The sequence below is a fragment of the Peribacillus sp. P4_B1 genome (assembly GCF_056402395.1).
The window spans coordinates 21,494-35,557 of the sequence record NZ_JBFUHM010000046.1 but is presented as its reverse complement, the minus strand read 5'-3'; the positions used below and the strand labels follow the sequence as shown (position 1 = coordinate 35,557).

15 protein-coding genes and 2 pseudogenes are annotated in these 14,064 nt (G+C 39.7%); 12 read left to right on the top strand and 5 right to left on the bottom strand.

All coding sequences use genetic code 11. From position 1 onward, the window contains the following. Positions 1-645, bottom strand: a pseudogene (locus AC1DVK_RS21095) (transposase); the annotation flags it as partial. A gap of 353 nt (positions 646-998) precedes the next feature. Here AC1DVK_RS21095 and AC1DVK_RS21090 point away from each other — a divergent pair. Continuing rightward, a pseudogene (locus AC1DVK_RS21090) lies at positions 999-1,370 on the top strand (transposase); the annotation flags it as partial. Between the two features lie 153 nt (positions 1,371-1,523). On the opposite strand, the gene AC1DVK_RS21085 reads toward AC1DVK_RS21090, so the two are convergent. Then, positions 1,524-1,712, bottom strand: coding sequence for a YhzD family protein (locus tag AC1DVK_RS21085; RefSeq protein WP_089364654.1), 189 nt, complete (start codon positions 1,710-1,712; stop codon positions 1,524-1,526). Positions 1,713-2,044: 332 nt separating this feature from the next. Here AC1DVK_RS21085 and cysK point away from each other — a divergent pair, with 332 nt between their 5' ends. From cysK to AC1DVK_RS21045, 8 genes are all read left to right on the top strand, one after another. Continuing rightward, positions 2,045-2,968 carry a cysteine synthase A gene (gene cysK / locus AC1DVK_RS21080; RefSeq protein ID WP_089364653.1) on the top strand — a complete coding sequence of 308 codons (924 nt, stop codon included), beginning with the start codon at positions 2,045-2,047 and terminating at the stop codon, positions 2,966-2,968. Between the two features lie 156 nt (positions 2,969-3,124). Beyond that, positions 3,125-4,363: a metallophosphoesterase family protein gene (locus AC1DVK_RS21075; protein ID WP_477627303.1), complete on the top strand. Its 1,239-nt coding sequence runs from the start codon at positions 3,125-3,127 to the stop codon at positions 4,361-4,363. A gap of 21 nt (positions 4,364-4,384) precedes the next feature. Beyond that, a complete protein-coding gene (locus tag AC1DVK_RS21070; RefSeq protein WP_477627302.1) occupies positions 4,385-7,405 on the top strand; it encodes an ATP-binding protein in 3,021 nt (1,006 codons plus the stop codon). A gap of 40 nt (positions 7,406-7,445) precedes the next feature. Beyond that, positions 7,446-7,853, top strand: a complete 408-nt coding sequence (locus AC1DVK_RS21065; RefSeq protein ID WP_250211764.1) for a hypothetical protein — start codon at positions 7,446-7,448, stop codon at positions 7,851-7,853. A gap of 314 nt (positions 7,854-8,167) precedes the next feature. Next, a complete protein-coding gene (locus tag AC1DVK_RS21060) occupies positions 8,168-8,992 on the top strand; it encodes an ABC transporter ATP-binding protein (RefSeq protein ID WP_410863614.1) in 825 nt (274 codons plus the stop codon). Then, entirely contained in the window at positions 8,985-9,683 is a 699-nt protein-coding gene (locus tag AC1DVK_RS21055; protein WP_477627301.1) for a (2Fe-2S)-binding protein, read from the top strand. The genes AC1DVK_RS21060 and AC1DVK_RS21055 overlap by 8 nt, the downstream gene beginning before the upstream one ends. 175 nt (positions 9,684-9,858) lie before the next feature. Beyond that, complete coding sequence (gene yhaM / locus AC1DVK_RS21050) at positions 9,859-10,797, top strand: 3'-5' exoribonuclease YhaM (protein WP_061462013.1); 939 nt, start codon at positions 9,859-9,861, stop codon at positions 10,795-10,797. 98 nt (positions 10,798-10,895) lie between these two features. Continuing rightward, positions 10,896-11,078, top strand: a complete 183-nt coding sequence (locus AC1DVK_RS21045; RefSeq protein WP_053344914.1) for a sporulation YhaL family protein — start codon at positions 10,896-10,898, stop codon at positions 11,076-11,078. Between the two features lie 57 nt (positions 11,079-11,135). On the opposite strand, the gene AC1DVK_RS21040 is transcribed toward AC1DVK_RS21045, so the two are convergent. Then, positions 11,136-12,002 (bottom strand): peptidylprolyl isomerase, encoded by an 867-nt coding sequence (locus AC1DVK_RS21040; protein ID WP_089364650.1) that lies wholly within the window; start codon positions 12,000-12,002, stop codon positions 11,136-11,138. Positions 12,003-12,201: 199 nt separating this feature from the next. Between AC1DVK_RS21040 and AC1DVK_RS21035 the strand changes: the two genes are divergently transcribed. Together AC1DVK_RS21035 and AC1DVK_RS21030 are read left to right on the top strand one after the other, a co-directional pair. After that, positions 12,202-12,285, top strand: coding sequence for a YjcZ family sporulation protein (locus AC1DVK_RS21035; RefSeq protein WP_061462015.1), 84 nt, complete (start codon positions 12,202-12,204; stop codon positions 12,283-12,285). Positions 12,286-12,468: 183 nt separating this feature from the next. Next, complete coding sequence (locus AC1DVK_RS21030) at positions 12,469-12,552, top strand: YjcZ family sporulation protein (protein WP_061462016.1); 84 nt, start codon at positions 12,469-12,471, stop codon at positions 12,550-12,552. 112 nt (positions 12,553-12,664) lie between these two features. On the opposite strand, the gene AC1DVK_RS21025 is transcribed toward AC1DVK_RS21030, so the two are convergent. Then, complete coding sequence (locus tag AC1DVK_RS21025; protein WP_477627300.1) at positions 12,665-12,847, bottom strand: hypothetical protein; 183 nt, start codon at positions 12,845-12,847, stop codon at positions 12,665-12,667. Between the two features lie 108 nt (positions 12,848-12,955). After that, complete coding sequence (locus AC1DVK_RS21020; protein ID WP_477627305.1) at positions 12,956-13,342, bottom strand: DUF3267 domain-containing protein; 387 nt, start codon at positions 13,340-13,342, stop codon at positions 12,956-12,958. A 395-nt stretch (positions 13,343-13,737) separates the two neighbouring features. On the opposite strand from AC1DVK_RS21020, the gene AC1DVK_RS21015 reads away from it, so the two are divergent. Next, a complete protein-coding gene (locus AC1DVK_RS21015) occupies positions 13,738-14,064 on the top strand; it encodes a DUF1878 family protein (protein ID WP_061462019.1) in 327 nt (108 codons plus the stop codon).

Sequence of the window (14,064 nt, the reverse complement as noted above, 5' to 3'; positions counted from 1 at the left end):
TAGTAGCCACTCTCAGAATCCGTTGTACTTTCTTTAATCTCTTTGGTCTCTTCTTTATCAAATTTATCTGATGGAAAAGGCTTCTTTCCATGGTTTTCACGATCTTGATTGATTTCTTCTTGAAGACGCCCTTGATACGCTCGTGTTTCTTTACGAACGATTTTCTTTTCAAATTTCCGTTTATTCGCACTGGCTTTCACATGTGTGGAATCCACRAAAACGTGTTCAGCACTTATTAACTTTTTATTAGCAGCTGTCATTAAAATGCGATAGAAAATCTGTTCAAACAGGTCTGTATCTTTAAAGCGTCGCTCATAATTTTTCCCGAACGTGGAGTAGGAGGTACTTTATCATGGAAACCATAGCCTAAGAACCAACGGTAAGCCATATTGGTTTCAACTTCTTCAATCGTTTTACGCATGGAACTAATTCCGAAGGTATATTGAATGAATTTCAGTTTAACTAAAATAACTGGATCAATACTTGGGCGCCCTACCGCTGAATACATCTCTTTCACCAAGTCATAAATGAAGTGAAGTCAATGGCAGCCTCCAGTTTACGAACCAAATGGTTCGGTGGCACCAGTTGATCTAACGTAATCATTTCAAGTTGATCTCGCTGAATAGAATCATGTTTAGAAAGCATCCTCATCACCTCAAGTTTTAATACTTCCATTTTAAAACAAAAGCGACTCAGGGCAAAAGTGTTTACCTAAAAGATAAGACAAAGTTGATTGGAGCGGGTGTTCGAGACTCCTGCGGGAAAAGCGCGTCTAGGGGAGACACCAAAGGCGAAAGCCGAGGAGGCTCCCCGACCGCCCGCGGAAAGCGAGTGCCCTACGTTCCAATCAACGGCCAAATTGTACAACTCATAAAAAATAGACAAACTCGATTTTCATCGAGTTTGTCTACAGTCTGAAAAATCCGACCTCAATTGGTCGGATTTTTTTATTTAAAGTAAGCTTAATCACATTTTTAAAAAGAGATATTAGTTTGAAAAGGCACGTTTATAAACTTGTTGGAGATATGTTAGATGAGGCGATTAAACACCTAAAACCAGAAGATACAGTCATCCTCCAATCTGATCAAGGGTGGCATTATCAAATGAAGAAGTATCAAAAAACGTTAAAAGATTCCCACATTATACAAAGCATGTCCCGTAAGGGAAATTGTTTAGATAACGCAGTCATGGAAAACTTCTTTGGCTTGTTAAAATCAGAATGGCTTTATCTCCAAGAGTTTGAAAGCATGGAGCACTTTGAAAAGAAATTAGATGATTATATTCATTACTATAACCACAAACGAATGAAGGTAAAATTAAAAGACCTGAGTCCGATAGAATACCGAACTCAGGTTTTAGAACCTGCTTAAACTATTTGTCTAACTTTATTGGGTCAGCTCAAGTTTGTCTACAGTCTGAGCACTTAAAATAAGTGCCTAAAGTGACGGCCTTTCTCTATATAGTTTAAAAGGAGGATGTGGAAAACTGGATCACGCACTAAATGATGGCGCTTCCAGTTTCAATTAGCGATGAAACAGCAATAGCGCGCCTGAAGGTGATGTACAGCGATGTGTATGATCTTGATAGTTTTTTTCATTCAATAGATTTTGTCCCAATTCTTTTGCTTGTTCATCATCCTCGGCTGTAAATGATTCATCCAATAGTTTTTCCCCTGATGGTTCAAAAACGGTTAATTTGTATATTTTGCTCATTTTCAAAAACTCCCTTTTCAAATATAATTCTGTCTATTTTCTAAAGATAGGTACTGTTATAAAAATCTTATCATTATCTGTCAATTTTGACTATTGTTATGTGGGGAATGTATTAAGACAGGGAATATTGATAAGTAGCAAAATATCTTGGAGAATGATGGGAAATAACTATATCGAACTAATTTAATGGTTTCTTCCTTTAAGTTTGGAAAGAATGAAAACAAAACCTATTTATACTAGAGGAATTCTCTCCTTAAAATGAAAAATCATAAATGATATAATAAACCTGAGTAAAAGGTAGGAAGTGTATGGATCGAAGGGGGATTTTTTGAATGACGGTAAAAATCGTTAATAATATCACTGAATTGATAGGAGATACACCTGTTGTAAGGATTAATCATTTAACAGCGGAGGGTGACGCTGAAGTATTTGTGAAACTTGAATATTTCAATCCGAGCCGCAGCGTAAAAGATCGGGCTGCCTTCAACTTAATTAGGCAGGCTGAATTGGATGGTATCATTCAATCCGGGGCCACGATCATTGAACCAACATCAGGGAATACAGGAATTGGACTTGCTATGAATGCCGCTGCAAAGGGGTATCGTGCCATTATGGTCATGCCGGATAATATGTCGAAAGAAAGAATCAATATCTTAAAGGCATATGGAGCGGAAGTTGTCCTCACCCCTGCATCAGAGAGGATGCCTGGAGCCATTCGTAAAGCTGAGGAACTTGCCGCAGAGATTCCTAATAGCTTTATTCCGCAGCAATTCGAAAACCAAGCCAATCCTGATATTCACAGAGTGACGACAGCAGTCGAGATTTTGGATCAGATGGATGGAAACCTGGATGTGTTTGTCGCTACTGCTGGAACGGGAGGAACGATAACCGGTACAGGTGAAGCCTTAAAAGAGCATCTGCCGGAGTTAAAGGTTGTCGTTGTCGAGCCTAAGGGTTCCCCAGTTCTTTCCGGCGGAAAGCCTGGTCCTCATAAGTTAGTGGGTACGAGCCCTGGTTTTATCCCCAATATTTTAAATACAGAGGTATTTGATGAAATCGTTCAAGCGGCAGATGAAGATGCGATTTCCACCATGAAGGATTTGGCTTCAAAGGAAGGTATATTGATTGGACCTTCAGGAGGTGCTTCTGTTTGGACTGCCCTGCAGGAAGCCCGTCGTCTTGGAAGTGGCAAACGAGTATTATGCATTGCACCGGATAATGGTGAACGATATTTAAGTATGGATATTTTTAAATAAAGAAAAGACCGAATGCCGTGCATGAAACAATGTTCACGCCATTTGGTCTTTTTCCTAATGAATTTGCCCATACTGGAATAACCAGGTACCAAATGCCGGATTAAAATAATAATGTATGGGAAAGTATGTTCTGTACGTGTTAAAATTAAATGTGAAATGTTTAAAGAAATCGAGGTGATAACTTTGAGCGGTGTGAAGTTCATTCATGCGGCAGATCTCCATTTGGATAGTCCCTTTTCAGGGTTGAAGGATATGCCGACATCTATATTAAAGGAATTAAGGGACAGTCCGTTTAAAGCTTTTAAAACTATCATTAATGAAGCAATTTCCCATCAGGTTGACTTTATCGTGTTATCGGGGGATCTATTTGATGGGGAAAATCGGAGTCTCCGGACACAGGTCCGATTTCGAGCTGAAATGGAAAAACTCCAGCAGCATCAGATCCCTGCTTATATCATTCATGGTAACCATGATCATCTCAGCGGCTCATGGACTACTGTGGAGCTGCCGGATAATGTCCACGTATTTTCAGGGAAAACGGAAGTGAAACGGTTTGAAAAAATCGATGGGACGACTGTCCACCTTTATGGATTCAGTTATCCACGCCGTCACGTAAGGGAGAGAATGATTGAAACCTACATAAAAGCTGAAGGGGCCGATTATCATATAGGTCTGCTTCATGGGAATTTGGAAGGCAATTCCGAACATAGCCCATACGCCCCTTTTTCATTGAAGGAACTAGCTGCTAAAGATTTCGATTACTGGGCATTAGGCCATATTCATAAACATCAGGTAGTATCAGAAGATCCGCTGGTGATTTACCCAGGGAATATTCAAGGCAGGAATCGAAAGGAATCTGGCGTTAAAGGGTGCCTTCTCGTCGAATTTGACGGAGACACGAAGCGCCGTTCCTTTATTGAGACCTCTGAGGTGATATGGGAAAGCGAAACAATTGAAATATCCGCGGAAGGTGGATTTGATGCCCTGCTCAAACAATGCAAGGAAGTAGTTGAACAGAAGGGTTTCGATGGGAGAAGCTTTCTTTTGGAATTGAAGCTGGATGCAGGTGACGCAGCAGGCCCTTCCGGGGAATATCTTGAGGAATTAAACCAGATTTTGCAGGATGAGGAGCAAGGCGAATCGTTTATCTGGGTGTATAAAATCAAAGTCATCCAGTCCATGCCGATGATTAGGTCAAATGAAAGAATATCGCCCTTTATGGCTGAGGTATCGATGCTTGCATCTGAATTTGATGATACGGATGCTGCTCTGGCCCCGCTTTATATTCATCCGGGTGCAAGAAGGTTTCTTGATTCAATAGAGCCGGAAGAGCAGAGGGAGCTTTTGGATGAAGCGGAAAGATGGCTTTTGCAAGTTTTTGAAGCGAATAAATGAATGTAGGGAGGAGGAACGGATTTGATTATTAAAGACCTCCATGTTTATGGTTACGGCAAACTGGAAAATCAGCGTTTTCCTGAATTGGGACAGCTGCAGGTTTTCTTTGGGGAAAATGAATCGGGCAAGTCAACGATCATGTCCTTCATTCATAGTATGCTGTTTGGTTTTCCGACAAAGGTTCAAAACGAACCGCGTTACGAGCCCAAAATGCATGCCAAATATGGGGGAAGGCTCAGTCTCATAACAAAAAATGATGGGGAAATCGTCATTGAGCGTGTGAAGGGAAAAGCTACTGGTGATGTGAAATTGACCTTCGAAGATGGAAGGGTTGGCGGCGAGGAAGAATTGAATGAAATTCTCCATGGCGTTGATAAAAACTATTACCAAGCCATTTTTTCTTTCGACCTTCAAGGTCTGCAGGGATTACATACACTAAGTGAAGGGACCATGAGTAAATATCTGCTTTCAGCTGGGCTTATTGGGAATGATAAACTTCTTGAAGCCGAAACGAAATTGCAAAAGGAGCTTGATTTAAGGTTCAAGCCATCAGGCCAAAAGCCTTTACTGAATGTGAGGTTGAAAGAACTTAAGGAATTGCAGAAAAAGGTAAAAGCATCAGAAGAAGAACAGCAGTCATATACGGCATTACTTCAGGAAGAAGCAAAACTTAAGGAGGAGCTCTCTAAAGTCACGATAGATATTCAAGAGATTGAAGAAAATCTTGTTAACGTGAGTACTTTTCTGCGAATTAAGCCCTTGGTTGAAGAACAGGAGGACCTTGAAACCGAAATAAGTAAAATCAAGGATGTAAGTTTTCCTGTCGATGGTTTAAAAAGACTTGAACAGTTTCAGGCAGTTGGAATGCCCATGAAAGCCCAACTGGCCGCATTGACGGATAAGATGGCCAAACTTGAAGGGAATCTTACGGAAATCGAAATCAATCCTTTCATCAAGGAACATAAAGATCAGATTGAGCATGCTATCGATCAAGGAACATTGCTGGAGAAGCTTGAGCTGGATATAAGAAGAGCGGAACATGATAGGCTGATGGAAGAAAAGAATATCGAAAAGGTGAAACAGCAATTATTCTTGGATGTTTCTGATGATGAAATAAGAAAACTTGATATCAGTAGTTTTATGAAGGAAAAGGTCAAAAGGACGGAGAGGGAAAAGCATCAACTTCAAAATGATAAAAAACAGCTTGATGAGAAATATGGACAGCAAAAGGGAAGTCTGGAAGCTACAGAATCCCGCTTGAAGGAGATAAAGGCCCAGTTACTGCCAGATGAAAAAAGAATCGAGCTGGAGTCCTTATACAACAAGCAGAATAACACCGAATTTGAAGCAGCACAATCCCTTATTCTTGATGAACAAATACTCGAGCTTGAAAAGCAATTGGCTTTACAGAGAAAGAAGGAAGCGCATAACCGTAAACGTTCACTTATCATGAATGGCAGTTTAATAGTACTTCTTTGTTTAGGTGCGATTGGAAGTTATTTCAGTGAACAGATTTTGTTGGGGATTATACTTTTAGCCATGGCTGTTCTGTTTGCGGTTTCCAGGTCCCTCTTCAAAGGTGATGATATATTGTCAGGGTATATCCGGCAATTGGATGTGATGAAAAGGAAAAGGGCTGCAATTGGAAGTGAAACTAATCGAGTGAGTGAAGGGGAGTCGATAGGACAGTTGCTTGAACTGGACCGACGTCTCCAAAGGCGGCTTGAAAGTGAAAGGTTCAAGTATGAAGAAAGAGAGGAAGCGTTTGAATCGACGATTCAGGAATATACCGCTTGGGAAGCTGGCAGGGACCGATTGGAAAAAGAGGTGAGAGGCATTCTAAGCGGTTGGGGCATGTCTTATCCCGGAATGGAATACAATCTTGAATCTGTATTTGAACTGCTTGAGAAATGGAAGGAAGCCGTTGACAGAAAATATGAAACAATCAAGCGGTTCCAATTTCTACATACAGAGTTTGAAGGTAAAGCGAAGGCTTTATTTCATTTTGCATACAGCCTTGATTTCGAACCTGCCACATGGCGGGAAGCGATTAGCCTTTTGAAACGGGAAATGAATAAAACGGTTGAATTCTCCGTTCAATTAACTCAATGGATGCAGGAACGGAGTCGTTTGGCGAACGAAATCGAGCAGTTGACGATGGAAAAAGACTATCTCGATGCGGAAATGGAACAGCTTTTTGAGTTAGCGAATGTAAAGGGTGAGGAAGAGTTCAGACATGACGCCGCCTTGTCCGAAAAGAAAATCACTTTCCAAAAACAACTTGATTTGATTACCATTCAAATTGGACAATCGAGAATGCTGCCTGATCAAATCCAAACTTACCTAAAACAGGGGATCACCACATATACATTTGAAAACTTGGAACGGAAACGGAAGGATTCTGTAAAGGTGAAATCACTTTTATTAGAGAAACAGTCGGATGCGAAGCATAGGATAAAACAGCTTGAAGCTTCAGGGATTCATGATGACCTACTTCATCGTTTTTATGAAGACAGGGCTGCGTTTAACGAAGAAGCAAAGGAATGGGCGAAATTGGCAATAGCCAAAAGCTTATTGAATAAAACCTTGGACCGATATAAAAGGGAACGCCTTCCGAAGGTCATCGCTGATGCAGAGCGGCATTTTGCCTTTTTAACGAATGGAAGCTATCGAAAAATCATCCTTGACCAGTCGGGAGAAGGAATTTGGGTACAGCGAAGTGATGGCTTGAGTTTCAGGGTTGAAGAGGTCAGCCGCGGGACAGCAGAGCAAATATATGTTTCCCTAAGGCTCGCACTTGCTGATCATACTTTTGAAAATGATTCATTCCCTCTCATCATTGATGATAGTTTCGTCAATTTTGATGAGGAAAGGACAAAACGGACGCTTGAGTTATTGAAAAAGGTATCGGAAAAGCGGCAAATTTTCTTTTTTACGTGTCATCGACATGTAGTGGAACACTTTACTGAAAATCAAGTAATTCATCTATCCAGTCCCGTATTGCGCCAAAATAGGAATGATTTGATCATCCCAAAAATATAATGGGATTTAAACTATAAAAAAGAGAGTGAAGTCATTGAATATGAATGAGTTTATAGGCCACCATGATTCTTCCCTAGAGTTAATCATCGAAAAGGAGTTTCCTGATAGACGATGTGTTGGGGGAAAATATTCTGCCGAAGGGCATACGATCACTTTGTATAGGAGAGATATCGAAATTCAGTGTGAACGCTCCCTAGGCTCGCTTCAGAGGCTCGAGGAATATACATGGGTGATTCTCACACATGAGATGGGCCACGCGTTAGACCCCGACCTTGCTTTGCTGAGTGAGGAGCTATACAATACAGGAAAATCAGAAATCCTTTATCAAATAGAGGTCAATGCCTGGAACATCGCAGAAGGATTAGTCCCTTTTATCGATCAGGCTTTATTTACCTTCATTAGAGATGAATCCCTGGCACATTGTACTAACCGCCTGCTGGTCGGTTAAAAAGCTCTCCAAATGGAGGGTTTTTTTTATCTAAATGGAGTTTGAAAGTTCAAACAGGTGATTGCCCTAAAGGGGGAACATGTACTAATGAATCGTTTGTGCGGAAGCTAAAGGCAAGTGGTAATGATAGGGTAATGGACTGGATTTTTTTACATTAATGTTTCCAAAGAAAGCTATATCTTTAATTGAGTGACACTTTATGATTCATTTGAGAGGAATGGGACACGAGATTTTGGATATATTCTTTTTTAAGATTGACAGTGAGAATCATTTTCATTAAACTAGTATTATTAGACTAAAAGGGGAGTATTTTAATGCGACCAGCTATTAACACACAGTCTCTATCGCTCGGTTATGGTGATAAATTAATTATAAATGATATGAATATAAAATTACCCGATGGGGAGATCACCGTGTTCATCGGTGCTAATGGATGTGGAAAATCAACACTGCTAAGGTCGGTTGCCCGCTTGTTAAAACCTCAATCCGGCTCAGTTTTACTTGAAGGCAAAGCGATTTCAACCATGTCATCGAAGGATGTAGCAAGAAAGATGGCGATCCTTCCGCAGTCGCCTGTTGCTCCTGAAGGACTCACAGTCTATCAACTTGTTAAACAAGGAAGATATCCTTATCAAAGTTGGTTAAAACAGTGGAGCTCCATGGATGAAGAAAAAGTTCAAAAGGCAATTGAAGCAACGAACCTGACTGAATTGAAAGATCGTGCAGTCGATGAATTATCGGGAGGTCAGAAGCAACGCGCATGGATAGCAATGACTCTGGCTCAGGATACGGACATCATTTTGTTGGATGAACCGACTACATATCTTGATATGACCCACCAAATCGAGATTTTGGACTTATTGTTCGAGTTGAATGAGTTTGAGAACAGAACGATCGTGATGGTGCTTCATGATTTGAATTTAGCTTGCCGTTATGCGGATAACCTGGTGGCACTTAAAGACGGAGCGATACATGCTCAAGGTCGGCCAGAGGATATCATCACGCCTGACTTGGTGCAGCATGTATTCGGCATGGAGTGTCAAATTTCTTTTGATCCAATTTTCGGCAGTCCCATGTGCATCCCGTTTGGTAAAGGCCGTTACGCTCGAAGTCAGGTGAAAGCGCTGGCCAATGCATAACCTCTCACCACCTATTGAAAAAGAGCTGCAAGGATATCGTATATCGTTTCGAGATGATGCCAAGGTTTCCAAGACTTTCAATCATGTTGATGAGCTGATTGAGTATGCACAAGTCCGGTCTGGGGCGGAAACGTCAAGAATAGCAATTTCAATGTGGTTCAGACGTTATGCTTTTTTTGTCACGGCACAATTTTACATGTTCAGCAAACATCGGCTTATCTGGGAAGGCACACTTCAGGACATTGGCGTTTTGGATGATCCAGAAGATGAACATTGGCTTCCAGATTTTTTGCTGAAAATTAACAGGTGGAGCAATGTTCCGGAAAAGGAAAGCTCTTCTGCCCTACATTCCATATTAAGCAGCTTTGGAGCGGATGCCATTCGCACATTTTCCGGAACTACTAAAATATCGAGACTTGTACTTTGGGAAAATATTTGGAGCTACACGGTCTGGATGTATAGCGAGTTACTGAAGCAGACAGATATAAAGACGCGGGTTGGAAGGGACATTGAAAGGCTGCTTGAAGATGAAACATGGCTGAATATTGAAACACGTTCACCTTTTAAAAGATTCATTGGGGAAAAAAATGTTCCGGAGTCCATGAATCCTTATAAACGGGTGACATGCTGTTTATATTTCCGAATTGAGGGCCAGGATAAGTGTGCGTATTGTCCGAACAAGAACTGTTGAAATAGATCTGAATGGAAAACCAGGCTTGATTTCAAGCCTGGTTTTCCTGTGGGGTGAAAGTGACGGAAGCTTAGTCTTTTCCTTTCAATTGTCTGTCACTTATTAACGAAAACTAAACGCACTAACTAGATTGATATGTTATAATGTTGATATTTAATTGAACGGGGGCAGTCGCATGGGAAATGGGATCATACACTACGGAATTGGTGAAGTAGTAGATATATATATGTATATTAAAACGAGTACAAAAGCGGTTGCAAGTAATGGAAAGCCGTTTTTAACATTGATTTTGTGTGATAAAACCGGGGAAATCGAAGCAAAGCTATGGGATGTTTCCGAGGCTGATGAGAAAACATACAGTGCGGAAGCTACGGTGAAAGTCCAGGGGGAAGTCCAGAATTATCGGGGACGCAGCCAATTGAAAATCCGTAATATTAGACTTACATCAGATGCCGATGGCGTCACGAAAGCCGATTTAATTCAAACGGCGCCTTTAAGTCAAGAAGAAATGATGGAAACCATCACTCAATTCATTTTTGAAATGAGGAATCCGAATATCCAAAGGGTGACTAGGCACCTCATTAAAAAATACCAGAATGAATTCCTGACGTTTCCTGCTGCCACCAAGAACCATCATGAGTATATGTCGGGACTTGCCTATCACGTGGTATCGATGTTAGGGCTGGCTAAGGCCATTTCAACACTATATCCCTCGCTCAACAGGGATCTTTTGTATGCAGGAGTCATCCTGCATGATCTTGGAAAGGTACATGAGCTATCTGGGCCTGTGTCGACTGTTTATACTGTCGAAGGGAACTTGTTGGGGCATATCACCATCATGGTAAATGAAGTCGGTAAAGCTGCAGAGGAATTAGGCATTGAAGCAGAAGAAATCATGATTCTAAAGCACTTGATATTAAGCCATCATGGTAAAGCGGAATGGGGGAGCCCCAAACCGCCAATGGTGAGGGAAGCGGAAGTGTTACATTATATTGATAATATGGATGCCAAGATAAATATGATGGACCGCGCCTTGGAAAAAGTGAAACCGGGTGAATTTACGGAAAGAGTCTTTGCGCTCGATAATCGTTCATTCTATAAACCAACATTTTAATGAATATGCTTCTTTCTCGATGGAGAAAGAAGCATATTTTTTTTGTTCACGCATATCCTCTATTAAATGTATAGTAGATTTTTTGGGAGGGAATGGACATGCCAATTTGGATCTGGTTCGTGTTTATTGGAATAATCGTCAGTGCAGTCATGTCAATTTGGACCGCTAGGCAGGAACGCCTCATAGATGATGCATGGATTGAGAAGGAAGGTCAGAAGTACATTGAACGTATGGAAGAAGAGCGTGAAAGGCGTAAAAAGGATATAAATCAGGGAGCATAGCTTGAATGATGAGAAAAAAAGCGACAGGCCATTGGCCTGTCGCTTTTTACTATCCAATTATTTTTCAGCTTTAGTTGCGTCACCAGAAGTGATGGCATCTTTTAGATCTTTATCTTTAATCTTCACGTCAGCTTTTTTGACTTCTGAATTCAAAATATCTTGAACTTTAGCTTGGTCAATTTGAGCGACTTTCAACTTATACTCAAGATCTTTTTTCATATCTTTATATGGTTTCTTTTCTTTTGTATCAAGAAGTTGGATGATGTGGTAGCCATAATCGGATTTAATCGGTTTGCTGATTTCATTTTTCTTCATTTTGTAAGCTTGTTCTTCAAATGCAGGAACCATTTCACCTTGACCGAACCAGCCTAGCTCCCCGCCTTTTTCAGCTGTGCCTGTGTCTGTTGAATATTCTTTTGCAAGTTTAGCGAAGTCTTCGCCTTTGGCCAATTTAGCTTCAACTTCGTCAGCAGTTTTTTTGTCTTTTACAAGAATATGTCTCGCTTTGATTTGTGGTTTATAGTCTTCATAAGCTTTTTTTACGTCAGCTTCTTTTACTTTAATATCAGCAACGGCTGCTTTTTCTTGAAGCATGCCGATTTTAAGTGCACGTTTAAGATCATCTTCGCTCTTATATCCGGAAGAGGCCAGGGCAGTTTGGAAATTTTCACCCATTTGTTTTTTAAGCTCGTCCGTTTTAGCTTTTACTTCCTTATCCGTTACTGTATATTTCTCGGAAAGAACTTTTTCATAAATAAGTTCTTGAAGGACGGCATCACCATAACGGTCTTTCATTACATTGTAAAGTTCTTCTTTAGATATATCTCCCGCTTTAGTTTCCACGACTGCTTCCTTGTCGCTGTTGCATGCTGTAAGTCCGATCAGCCCTGCAGTAACAGCAATCGATAATGCCCATTTCTTCATAAAAACAACTCCTAGTTTTAAGTTTCTGGTTTGCTATTCTTCGTATTTCCACAAAATTAACTATAACATATTCTGGTTAGTTTACAAAAAATAATATATTGGTGTTTGAATAAGAATTTTTGGAAAATGGGTGAACGCCTACCCAGATAAAGAACCATTACATATGATAAATCGAGGACATCCAAAAGGAGGTAGCATAATGAGTAATGGATTTAACGGAGGTTTCGCTTTGTTAGTGGTGTTATTCATTTTATTAATAATTGTAGGAGCATCCTTTTGCTAATAGTTCGCAATATTAATAATGGAAAGAGCCCACTCCTTTTGCCGTGGAGTTGAATAGGATAGGGTAGCCGCTACAAAAAAGATTGAATTGATTATCAAGCTATGAAAGGAATGGATTCCTTTTGGCGGATATAAGAGTGTGCATGAAAATGCTATTACTTAAGAATGGAAGGGAGGAAGATCAATGTCTGGAGGAATAGGTGGAGGCTTTGCTCTAATTGTCGTTCTTTTCATCCTGTTAATCATCATTGGAGCTTCTTGGTTATAAACTCATAAACAAAAGGCGAAGCAGACCGCTTCGCCCTTTTTCTTTATGTGGATAATGCGCCGGGTATCACCAATGTATGTAACAAATGATGGCCATCATTTGTTGCTTATCTCTACGTATACAAAATTTCAATATAGGAGGATAATAACATAATAGTAATTAAAACATTAATGATCCTGAATACTTTAGGCTGCCGGTCTTCAGCAATTTCTTTTTGAATGCATAAAGAGTTTGTCATTCTATTAATATTATAAAGAATCAAAATAKCAAAAATAATAAACCAGAACGAGATCAAAACCTAAAATCCCTCCTTGCAAAACATCATGTATAAATACGATACCAAATTATAATGAAAAAAGATACCTAAAAATCTTATCAGGCATCTTTATGAATAGATAAGGAATCACTTTTGAATAAGTATATCGTATCCTTCTAGATGTTCTTCGATAAATGAATGTCCTGGGGAACCAACCAGGTTTTTTATATAAATAAAATCCGATACGCATAATCCAGTGTGCAGGGATAATAAAATAGTGAAATAATGGATGTAATGTGGAAAGCCAAGGGCACAACCAATCAATATGACAGACATAATGAAGAAAGGTAACACAAGGGTCAAGAGATAGAGGTGCTTTCGAATCGGATAATGCACATTGACCCTGCATGTAAGCACAAGTTTCCACTTCAAGGACCAAGAAGTTTTTACTTTTTTACATAAAAATCGTAAAGGTAAATAGTGTAATAGTTTGTGAACAGGATATAATAAGAGCAATAGGCTAAAAAATACCATTGTTTGATCGTCATACAAAACAACATGGGATGAAAAGACACTTAATAATGTATAGATCAGAACAAAAGACATCAATATAGTAAAAACTGAAAATATGATCAGACGGCAATTCCCATATTGTTTTGCCACGTCAATTGTTTTCCACGAATTCATTTAGAATCAGCCCTCCAAAGACCGTTGAATTTACCTACATACATTACGATGAATGGGTGGAAAAAGCAATAGAATTTTTGGATTAAGTTTTATGATAATAATCACTTTAGAGTGGATGAATATTAAAGACGTTTAAGGCCGGGTTTTGGACATGGATTTGGCTGATTTTTTTGAACGTGAAAATCTGATTGGTTTTAAGTCTTTTATGATAAAATGAATGATTGATTGGGGATTAATGATGTATGAAAAATATAAATGAAGAAATAGAAATACTCCGTTTTCATCAAAGGCTTTTATTAAACATGATACGTAATCCGGAGGCCAAGTTGGACTTTCTTTTTGTGGAAAAAAATTTCACGAAGAAGGAAGCGGAAGAGTTATTAGAAACATGTGATATCTTGAGCAAGCGCTACGAAATAGAAAAAGCGGAAGGTTACATGAACTTTCGACCGCTTTTTAATCAATTTGAAAGAAAGGTTAATCCAAGAATAACCATAAAGGAATGCATTGATGCATGCCTCTCACAAGGTTTATATGTATCATTCATGAAGGAAATGGATAGAGTGTGA

Excerpts from the sequence above, each read along its gene's own strand:
- AC1DVK_RS21085 (WP_089364654.1), bottom strand. The coding sequence starts at position 1,712 with ATGAGCAAAATATACAAATTAACCGTTTTTGAACCATCAGGGGAAAAA.
- AC1DVK_RS21065 (WP_250211764.1), top strand. The coding sequence starts at position 7,446 with ATGAATGAGTTTATAGGCCACCATGATTCTTCCCTAGAGTTAATCATC.
- AC1DVK_RS21060 (WP_410863614.1), top strand. The coding sequence starts at position 8,168 with ATGCGACCAGCTATTAACACACAGTCTCTATCGCTCGGTTATGGTGAT.
- AC1DVK_RS21015 (WP_061462019.1), top strand. The coding sequence starts at position 13,738 with ATGAAAAATATAAATGAAGAAATAGAAATACTCCGTTTTCATCAAAGG.
- AC1DVK_RS21045 (WP_053344914.1), top strand. The coding sequence starts at position 10,896 with ATGCCAATTTGGATCTGGTTCGTGTTTATTGGAATAATCGTCAGTGCA.
- AC1DVK_RS21075 (WP_477627303.1), top strand. The coding sequence starts at position 3,125 with ATGTTTAAAGAAATCGAGGTGATAACTTTGAGCGGTGTGAAGTTCATT.
- yhaM (WP_061462013.1), top strand. The coding sequence starts at position 9,859 with ATGGGAAATGGGATCATACACTACGGAATTGGTGAAGTAGTAGATATA.
- AC1DVK_RS21035 (WP_061462015.1), top strand. The coding sequence starts at position 12,202 with ATGAGTAATGGATTTAACGGAGGTTTCGCTTTGTTAGTGGTGTTATTC.
- AC1DVK_RS21030 (WP_061462016.1), top strand. The coding sequence starts at position 12,469 with ATGTCTGGAGGAATAGGTGGAGGCTTTGCTCTAATTGTCGTTCTTTTC.
- AC1DVK_RS21020 (WP_477627305.1), bottom strand. The coding sequence starts at position 13,342 with ATGGTATTTTTTAGCCTATTGCTCTTATTATATCCTGTTCACAAACTA.
- AC1DVK_RS21040 (WP_089364650.1), bottom strand. The coding sequence starts at position 12,002 with ATGAAGAAATGGGCATTATCGATTGCTGTTACTGCAGGGCTGATCGGA.
- AC1DVK_RS21055 (WP_477627301.1), top strand. The coding sequence starts at position 8,985 with ATGCATAACCTCTCACCACCTATTGAAAAAGAGCTGCAAGGATATCGT.
- cysK (WP_089364653.1), top strand. The coding sequence starts at position 2,045 with ATGACGGTAAAAATCGTTAATAATATCACTGAATTGATAGGAGATACA.